This window comes from Pseudomonas sp., assembly GCF_049590575.1.
GTDB lineage: Bacteria > Pseudomonadota > Gammaproteobacteria > Pseudomonadales > Pseudomonadaceae > Aquipseudomonas.
Map to the genome: position 1 here is coordinate 1 of NZ_JBAWDE010000429.1, position 7206 is coordinate 7206.

6 protein-coding genes and 1 pseudogene are annotated in these 7206 nt (G+C 60.3%); all 7 read left to right on the forward strand.

The window, feature by feature from the left end; genetic code table 11:
- Positions 1-225, forward strand: a pseudogene (locus WBR57_RS29740) (SfnB family sulfur acquisition oxidoreductase); the annotation flags it as partial.
- The gene (locus WBR57_RS29745; RefSeq protein WP_424089097.1) at positions 225-1577 is read left to right on the forward strand and encodes an LLM class flavin-dependent oxidoreductase; all 1353 of its coding nucleotides are present in this window, start codon (positions 225-227) and stop codon (positions 1575-1577) included. The pseudogene WBR57_RS29740 and the gene WBR57_RS29745, both read left to right, overlap by 1 nt.
- 144 nt (positions 1578-1721) lie before the next feature.
- Positions 1722-2537, forward strand: a complete 816-nt coding sequence (locus WBR57_RS29750) for a MetQ/NlpA family ABC transporter substrate-binding protein (RefSeq protein WP_424089099.1) — start codon at positions 1722-1724, stop codon at positions 2535-2537.
- Positions 2534-3649 (forward strand): methionine ABC transporter ATP-binding protein, encoded by a 1116-nt coding sequence (locus WBR57_RS29755; RefSeq protein WP_424089101.1) that lies wholly within the window; start codon positions 2534-2536, stop codon positions 3647-3649. The genes WBR57_RS29750 and WBR57_RS29755 overlap by 4 nt, the downstream gene beginning before the upstream one ends.
- Positions 3639-4283 (forward strand): methionine ABC transporter permease, encoded by a 645-nt coding sequence (locus tag WBR57_RS29760; protein ID WP_145159760.1) that lies wholly within the window; start codon positions 3639-3641, stop codon positions 4281-4283. The genes WBR57_RS29755 and WBR57_RS29760 overlap by 11 nt, the downstream gene beginning before the upstream one ends.
- A gap of 157 nt (positions 4284-4440) precedes the next feature.
- Positions 4441-6357, forward strand: a complete 1917-nt coding sequence (locus tag WBR57_RS29765; protein ID WP_424089104.1) for a hypothetical protein — start codon at positions 4441-4443, stop codon at positions 6355-6357.
- A 117-nt stretch (positions 6358-6474) separates the two neighbouring features.
- On the forward strand, positions 6475-7101 hold the full coding sequence (locus WBR57_RS29770; RefSeq protein WP_424089106.1) for a class I SAM-dependent methyltransferase: 627 nt from the start codon (positions 6475-6477) through the stop codon (positions 7099-7101).
- The last annotated feature ends 105 nt before the right edge of the window (positions 7102-7206 follow it).

Genomic DNA, 7206 nt, shown 5'->3' on the forward strand with positions numbered 1-7206 from the left:
GCCGTGGCCGAAGTGCGCGCGTTAAGCACCGAGGTTTCCCTGGCCGCCGGCAGCACCCTGTTCGAACTCGCCGGCAGCCAGGCGACCCTGGCCGAGCACGGCCTGGACCGCCATTGGCGCAACGCTCGCGTGCACACGCTGCACGACCCGGTGCGCTGGAAGTACTTTGCTGTGGGCAACTACTACCTTAACGATGAAAACCCGCCACTGCGGGGGACCATCTGATGGCTAAAAAGAAAATCCTGCTGAATGCCTTCAACATGAACTGCATCGGGCATATCAACCATGGCCTGTGGACCCACCCACGGGACACGTCCACCCAGTACAAAAGCGTCGAATACTGGACCGAGCTGGCGCAAACCCTGGAGCGTGGGTTGTTTGACGGGCTGTTCATCGCCGACATCGTCGGTGTGTACGACGTTTACCAGAGCTCCATCGACGTGCCGCTCAAAGAGTCGATCCAGCTGCCGGTCAACGACCCGCTGCTGCTGGTCTCGGCGATGGCTGCCGTGACCAAAAACCTCGGCTTCGGCCTGACCGCCAACCTTACCTACGAGCCGCCGTATCTGTTCGCCCGGCGCATGTCCACGCTCGATCACCTGAGCCGTGGCCGCGTGGGCTGGAACATCGTCACCGGCTACCTCGACAGCGCCGCCAAGGCCATGGGCCTCACCGAGCAGGTCGAGCATGACCGGCGCTACGACCAGGCCGACGAGTACCTGGAGGTGCTCTACAAACTCTGGGAAGGCAGCTGGGAAGACGACGCAGTGCTCAACGATCCGCAAGCACGGGTCTACGCGCAGCCGGGCAAGGTGCACAAGGTCGAGCACCACGGCGAGTTCTACCAGGTGGAGGGTTATCACCTGTGCGAGCCGTCACCACAGCGCACGCCAGTGCTGTTCCAGGCCGGCAGTTCGGACCGCGGCTTGTTGTTCGCCGGGCGGCACGCCGAGTGCGTTTTCATCAGCGGGCAGAACAAGGCCGCGACCAAGGTCCAGGTGGACAAGGTGCGCGCCAGCGCCGTCGAGGCCGGGCGTAACCCGGAGGACATCAAAGTATTCATGGGCCTCAACGTGATCGTTGGCGCCACCGAAGCCCTGGCCTGGGCCAAGCACGCCGAGTATCTGAGCTACGCCAGCGCGGAGGCCGGCGTGGCGCATTTTGCGGCGTCCACCGCGATTGATTTTGCCCAATACGCACTGGACGAACCGATCCAGTACGTGAAGAGCAATGCGATCCAGTCGGCCACCAAGAACCTGCAAAACAATGATTGGACGCGGCGCAAATTGCTCGAGCAACACGCCCTGGGTGGCCGCTACATCACCCTGGTCGGCTCGCCCGAACAGGTCGCCGACGAGCTGGAATCCTGGATCAGCGAAACCGGCCTGGATGGCTTCAACCTTACGCGCATTGTCACGCCGGAAAGCTACGTCGACTTCATTGATTTGGTAGTGCCGGAGTTGCAGCGCCGTGGGTCGTACAAGACGGTTTATGAGACCGGCACCTTGCGCGAAAAGGTGTTTCAGGGCACCGCCCGCCTACCTGAACAACACACCGGATCAACCTACCGACACTGATCAAAAATGTGGGAGGGCGCTTGCTCCCGATAGCGGTGTGTCAGTCACCTGATTTGCCAACTGAACCACTGCCATCGGGGGCAAGCCCCCTCCCACATTGGAACTGCATTGTTTGCACCCATAACTTATGACTGGAAATCGACCATGAAAAAAACCCTGCTCACCCACCCAGTCAAAGCACTGGCCCTGGCCTTCGGGCTATTCAGCTCGGTGGTGTTCGCCGCCGATGCGCCGCTGAAAATCGGCACCACCGCCGCTTTCGCGATCCCTCTGGAAGCCGCGGTCGCCGAAGCCGGCAAGCAAGGTTTGAAGGTCGAGCTGGTCGAGTTCACTGACTGGATTGCACCCAACGTCAGCCTGGCCGCCGGCGATATCGACGTGAACTACTTCCAGCACATCCCCTTCCTGGAAAACGCCAAGGCCGCCGCCGGTTTTGACCTGGTGCCTTACGCGCCGGGGATCATCAACAACGTCGGGCTGTATTCGAAAAAGTACAAAAGCATCAACGACCTGCCCCAAGGCGCCAGCGTGGCGATTGCCAACGACCCGATCAACAGCGGTCGCGGCCTGCAACTGCTGGCCAAGGCCGGGCTGATCACGCTCAAGCCGGGCGTCGGCTACAAGGCCACCGAAGAAGACATCGTTACCAACCCGAAGAAGATCAAGATCCTGCAAGTCGAGGCCGTGCAGCTGGTGCGCGCCTATGACGACGCCGACCTGGTGCAGGGCTACCCGGCGTATATCCGCCTGTCCAAGACCTTCGATGCCGAGTCGGCGTTGCTGTTCGACGGCCTCGATCACCCGGAATACGTGATCCAGTTCGTGATTCAGCCCAAAAGCAAAACCGACCCGCGCGTGATCAAGTTCGTCGACATCTACCAGCATTCGCCGGTGGTGCGTGCCGCCCTGGATAAATCCCTCGGCAAGCTCTACCAAGTCGGCTGGGAAGATAAAAAATGACCGCCGCCCACTCTCAACTGCGCGACCTGGGCCTGACGCCCAGGGACGCCGAGCAGGCAGAACTGCACCCGGACCTGAACCGCGCCCATGTGCGTTTTATCAACCTGGGCAAAACCTATGACGGCAGCGTGCATGCCCTGCAAGGCATCGACCTGGCGATCCAGCGCGGCGAAGTGTTCGGCATTATCGGCCGCAGCGGCGCCGGCAAGTCGTCGCTGATCCGCACCATCAACCGCCTGGAGCAACCCAGCAGCGGGCGGGTGCTGATCGACCAGGTCGACATCGGCGATTTCGACGAAGACCGCCTGGTGGCGCTGCGCCGGCGCATCGGCATGATCTTCCAGCACTTCAACCTGATGTCGGCCAAGACCGTGTGGCAGAACGTCGAGTTGCCGCTGAAAGTCGCCGGCGTGCCCAAGCCACAGCGTGAGCAAAAGGTCCGTGAGCTGCTGGAGCTGGTCGGTCTGCAGGACAAGCACAAGGCCTACCCGGCACAACTCTCCGGCGGGCAAAAACAGCGCGTTGGCATTGCCCGCTCGCTGGTGCACGACCCGCAGATCCTGCTGTGCGACGAAGCCACTTCGGCCCTAGACCCGGAGACCACCCAGTCGATCCTCGGGCTGCTGCGCGAGATCAACAAGCGCCTGGGCCTGACCATCGTGTTGATCACCCACGAGATGGCGGTGATTCGCGAAATCTGCGACCGCGTGGTGGTGCTCGAACACGGCCGCATCGTCGAGCAAGGCCCGGTCTGGCAGGTGTTTGGCAACCCGCAGCACGAGGTCAGCAAAACCCTGCTGGCGCCGCTGCAACACGGGCTGCCGGAAGAACTGCAAAGCCGTCTGCAGCCTGAATCGCAATCGGCAGATGCATCGGTGGTGCTGCGCTTGCAGTTCACCGGCAGCGCCACCGATGAGCCGGACCTGGCCGCGCTGTTCGGCGCCCTCGGCGGGCGCGTGCGCTTGCTGCAAGGCGGTGTGGAGCGCATCCAGGGCCATGCCCTGGGGCAATTGCTGCTGGCGGTAAACGGCTCACCGCACAACGCTCAAGCGCTGCGCGACCGGGCCGGGAATTGGGCGCAACAGGTAGAGGTGCTTGGCTATGTGGTTTGAGCGTTTATTGCAGGGCGCCATCGACACCCTGTTGATGGTCGGCGTGTCCTCGTTGATCGCCTTGCTGGTGGGGATTCCGCTGGCTGTGTTTCTGGTGACCAGCGACAAGGGCGGCATCTATCAGGCACCGGCGCTGAACCGCGTGCTGGGCGCGTTCGTGAATCTGTTCCGCTCGATTCCGTTTCTAATCCTGATGGTCGCGCTGATCCCGTTCACCCGGCTGATCGTCGGCACCACCTATGGTGTGTGGGCTGCCGTGGTGCCCCTGACGATTGCCGCCACGCCGTTTTTTGCGCGCATCGCCGAGGTGAGCCTGCGTGAGGTCGACCACGGCCTGATCGAGGCCGCGCAGGCCATGGGCTGCAGGCGGTGGCACATCATTTGGCATGTGCTGTTGCCGGAAGCGCTGCCGGGGATTGTCGGCGGGTTTACGATCACATTGGTGACGATGATCAACTCGTCGGCGATGGCCGGGGCAATCGGCGCCGGAGGCCTGGGGGATATTGCCTATCGCTACGGCTATCAGCGCTTCGACACGCAGATCATGCTCACCGTGATCGTGCTGCTGGTGATTCTGGTAGCGGTGATTCAGCTGGGCGGCGACCGATTGGCGCGGGTGCTCAACAAACGCTGAAAGCCTTGAAAGGTGCCCGAGCGCACTACCGCCTCGGGCGTTAAACCACTCGTCGCCACTGTCAATTCTCACAGTAGACTCATCAATGGGCCAGGCGCCTCATTGGCCTTGCCCGTCACGCGGCTCCCGCGTGCCCCTATCCATCAAGGTGATGGCGATGACAACTCCGACGACTCCGATCGATGACCTAGACCCGCCCCTCGCGACCTTCGCCGTCCCGCTGCAAGGGCTCGCATTCCCTGAACGAGCTGTTTGGGCTATTGGCGTGCGCGCCACCAATCCGTTTGCAGAATTCATCTGCGAAGCCTGGTATCAACGCAGCATCGGCGACGAATATTCCCTATACGCCAATGGCCAGTTAGTGGCTCGGGGTAGCGTAACCGCCCTGGCTCCGCGCTACTTCCTGATGGTACCGGGCACCAGCTTGCTGGAAGGCTTCGTTGATATACAACTGGTAGTGGTGCGCATCAGCGGGCAGACCAGTCGCTCACCTATCGAGCGGTATCTGGTGAAGAAAACCCACCCCGCCGGCATAGACCCCATGCCCGATGTCGTAGGGCACGGCGGGCTGCGCGTCGAGCCTGAATTCCTGGAGATAGAGGCATCGATTACAGCCCCGGCCGATATGTCGGTTCTTGTGTACAAATATGCAAACGCACGGGTGAACGACAGGCTTCAAGTGTGGATGGACGGGATCCTCACCGAACGTCCGCTGACCGCTGCAGAAGCTGCCGGGCCTGGGCCCTATCAAGTGATTATTCCCGCGGATGTTTTCAACCGGATCAGTCAGTTCGGCAAAGTATCCCTGGTCGGTACAGTGATCGATGTAGCCGGAAACACGCCTTTCGGCAACGATATTTATTCTGCGCCTTTCTGGCTGTACAGCGAGCTGAAATCAGGTTTGTATGACCCGCCCATTTTCCTGGTCGATGGCATTGAAACGACGCGCTTTAACCTGCAGACCGAGGGTAACCTCCCCTTAAGCGTGGTGGTCGTACCGCCTCGCGCGGTGCGGGTCGCCGTCCCACCTACCCCGTACAACCAGATCGTTTTGACCCTGACCCAGATCGGGGCCGACCGTACTCGACAAACCCAAACCTTGCCGCCGGTTAATCACACACGCGCGCTCGGTGAAACCATTCCGCTCTCCAGTTCGCTGTTCAACGCGCTGGGGGGAGGCTTCGTTCAAATGTCGTATCAGGTGATCAGACCCAGCACCACCACCGCCCCGACGCAGCTGATCGGGTCGTCGGGAAGAACCACCGTTCAAGTCGTGGGCGCACCCTTGTTGACCTACCCGGCACCCTCCTTCGATGGCAAGCGCGGGCCTCAGACGCTCAACGTGCAGGACTATGCAGGCGGCGCCCTTGTGACGATTGCGTACTCAAGCATGAGTCCATCGCACAGGATCAAGCTCAAGTGGCGCTATCCGGATGGTACTTACGTCACGATTGCCTCAGTGAGCGGAAACACCAGCGGGTTCGCATCCGCGACCGTCAGTGCGCAAATCATCGCGCAAAGCGCGGGCAAAATTATCACGCTGAGTTATGAAGTGGAAACGGCGACTGGAATAGCCACGTCGGAGACTCAAGTGCTGACGTTTCAAACTGCTGTGCCACCCCTTGAGTACGAACTGACTACGTTCACCGATAACAATTACAATGGCTGGGAGCCAGGTCCTGCCGGTATTGGTGAAGGCAATTTAATGTTTTTACGCTATACAGGCAATGAGGTCGGTTTATTCAACAACACCAATCGCAGCAGCGGCTTTGCCGGCGTCGTGCTTAAAAAGCGCTTTACGAATATGCAAGTAGGCGCCACCTACCGGTTCAGCGCGAGAGTCATGAGGTGGGTCAACCTCTATGAGCCCCCTGTGGCCAGCCTGAGAACCAGCCAGGGTGACGCATCAGAGATAACCACCATCAGCCTACAGTATCCAAACACTCATAGACTGATCCTGGACTTTGTTGCCAGAAGCGCGGATATAGAACTGCAGTACTACAGTAATCAGCCGTCAGGCAATGGGAATGATTACATAATGACTAACTTTTTAATTGAGCGTGTGAAAACTTAGCACCGGCAGTACCAAGGCGTTCAAGCGGAACAGGCATTCAACCTGTTCCGCTTTTTTTTGCATACCGAAGCGCTAGCGTATAGTCAGCCTTTCTTTGATGACCTTGAAGCCCCTCATATGAAGCTCGCTCCGGACGACCTCAACCAGATCACCGCGACCACCCTGGGCCATTACAACAAAGTGGCAGAGGACTTTCGCGAGGGCACTCGCGATCATGACGTAAGCCAGAACATCGCCGCACTGTTACGGCATATCCAGGGCGAGGCGCCGTTTACCCTGCTGGATTTCGGCTGCGGGCCGGGGCGCGACCTTCAGACATTTACTCGCATGGGCCATATCGCAGTGGGGCTCGACGGTTCCGAGCGGTTGGCGCAGATGGCGCGCGAAGACAGTGGCTGCGAGGTGTTGCAGCAGGACTTCCTGAAACTGCATTTGCCCGCCGAACGCTTTGACGGCGTGTTTGCCAATGCGGTGCTGTTTCATGTGCCCAAGCAAGAGTTGCCACGGGTGCTCAAGCAACTGCACGGGGCGTTGAAGCCTGGGGGCGTGTTGTTCAGCTCCAACCCTCGGGGTGAAAATCAGGAAGGCTGGAACGGACCACGATATGGGTCTTATCACGACCTGGAGGCGTGGCAAGCATTGCTGACGACGGCGGGCTTTGTGGAGCTGGAACATTACTACCGGCCGGCGGGGTTGCCTCGAGAGCAGCAGCCGTGGCTGGCCAGTGTCTGGCGCAGATTTTAGCGGCAATGCCCTCCAACTGTGGGAGCGGGCTTGCTCGCGAATGGGTGTGACAGTCAATCGAGCTGCCGACTGATCCACCGCTTTCGCGAGCAAGCCCGCTCCCAC

Coding starts and splice junctions, on each gene's coding strand:
- WBR57_RS29745 (WP_424089097.1), top strand. CDS start 225: ATGGCTAAAAAGAAAATCCTGCTGAATGCCTTCAACATGAACTGCATC.
- WBR57_RS29750 (WP_424089099.1), top strand. CDS start 1,722: ATGAAAAAAACCCTGCTCACCCACCCAGTCAAAGCACTGGCCCTGGCC.
- WBR57_RS29755 (WP_424089101.1), top strand. CDS start 2,534: ATGACCGCCGCCCACTCTCAACTGCGCGACCTGGGCCTGACGCCCAGG.
- WBR57_RS29760 (WP_145159760.1), top strand. CDS start 3,639: ATGTGGTTTGAGCGTTTATTGCAGGGCGCCATCGACACCCTGTTGATG.
- WBR57_RS29765 (WP_424089104.1), top strand. CDS start 4,441: ATGACAACTCCGACGACTCCGATCGATGACCTAGACCCGCCCCTCGCG.
- WBR57_RS29770 (WP_424089106.1), top strand. CDS start 6,475: ATGAAGCTCGCTCCGGACGACCTCAACCAGATCACCGCGACCACCCTG.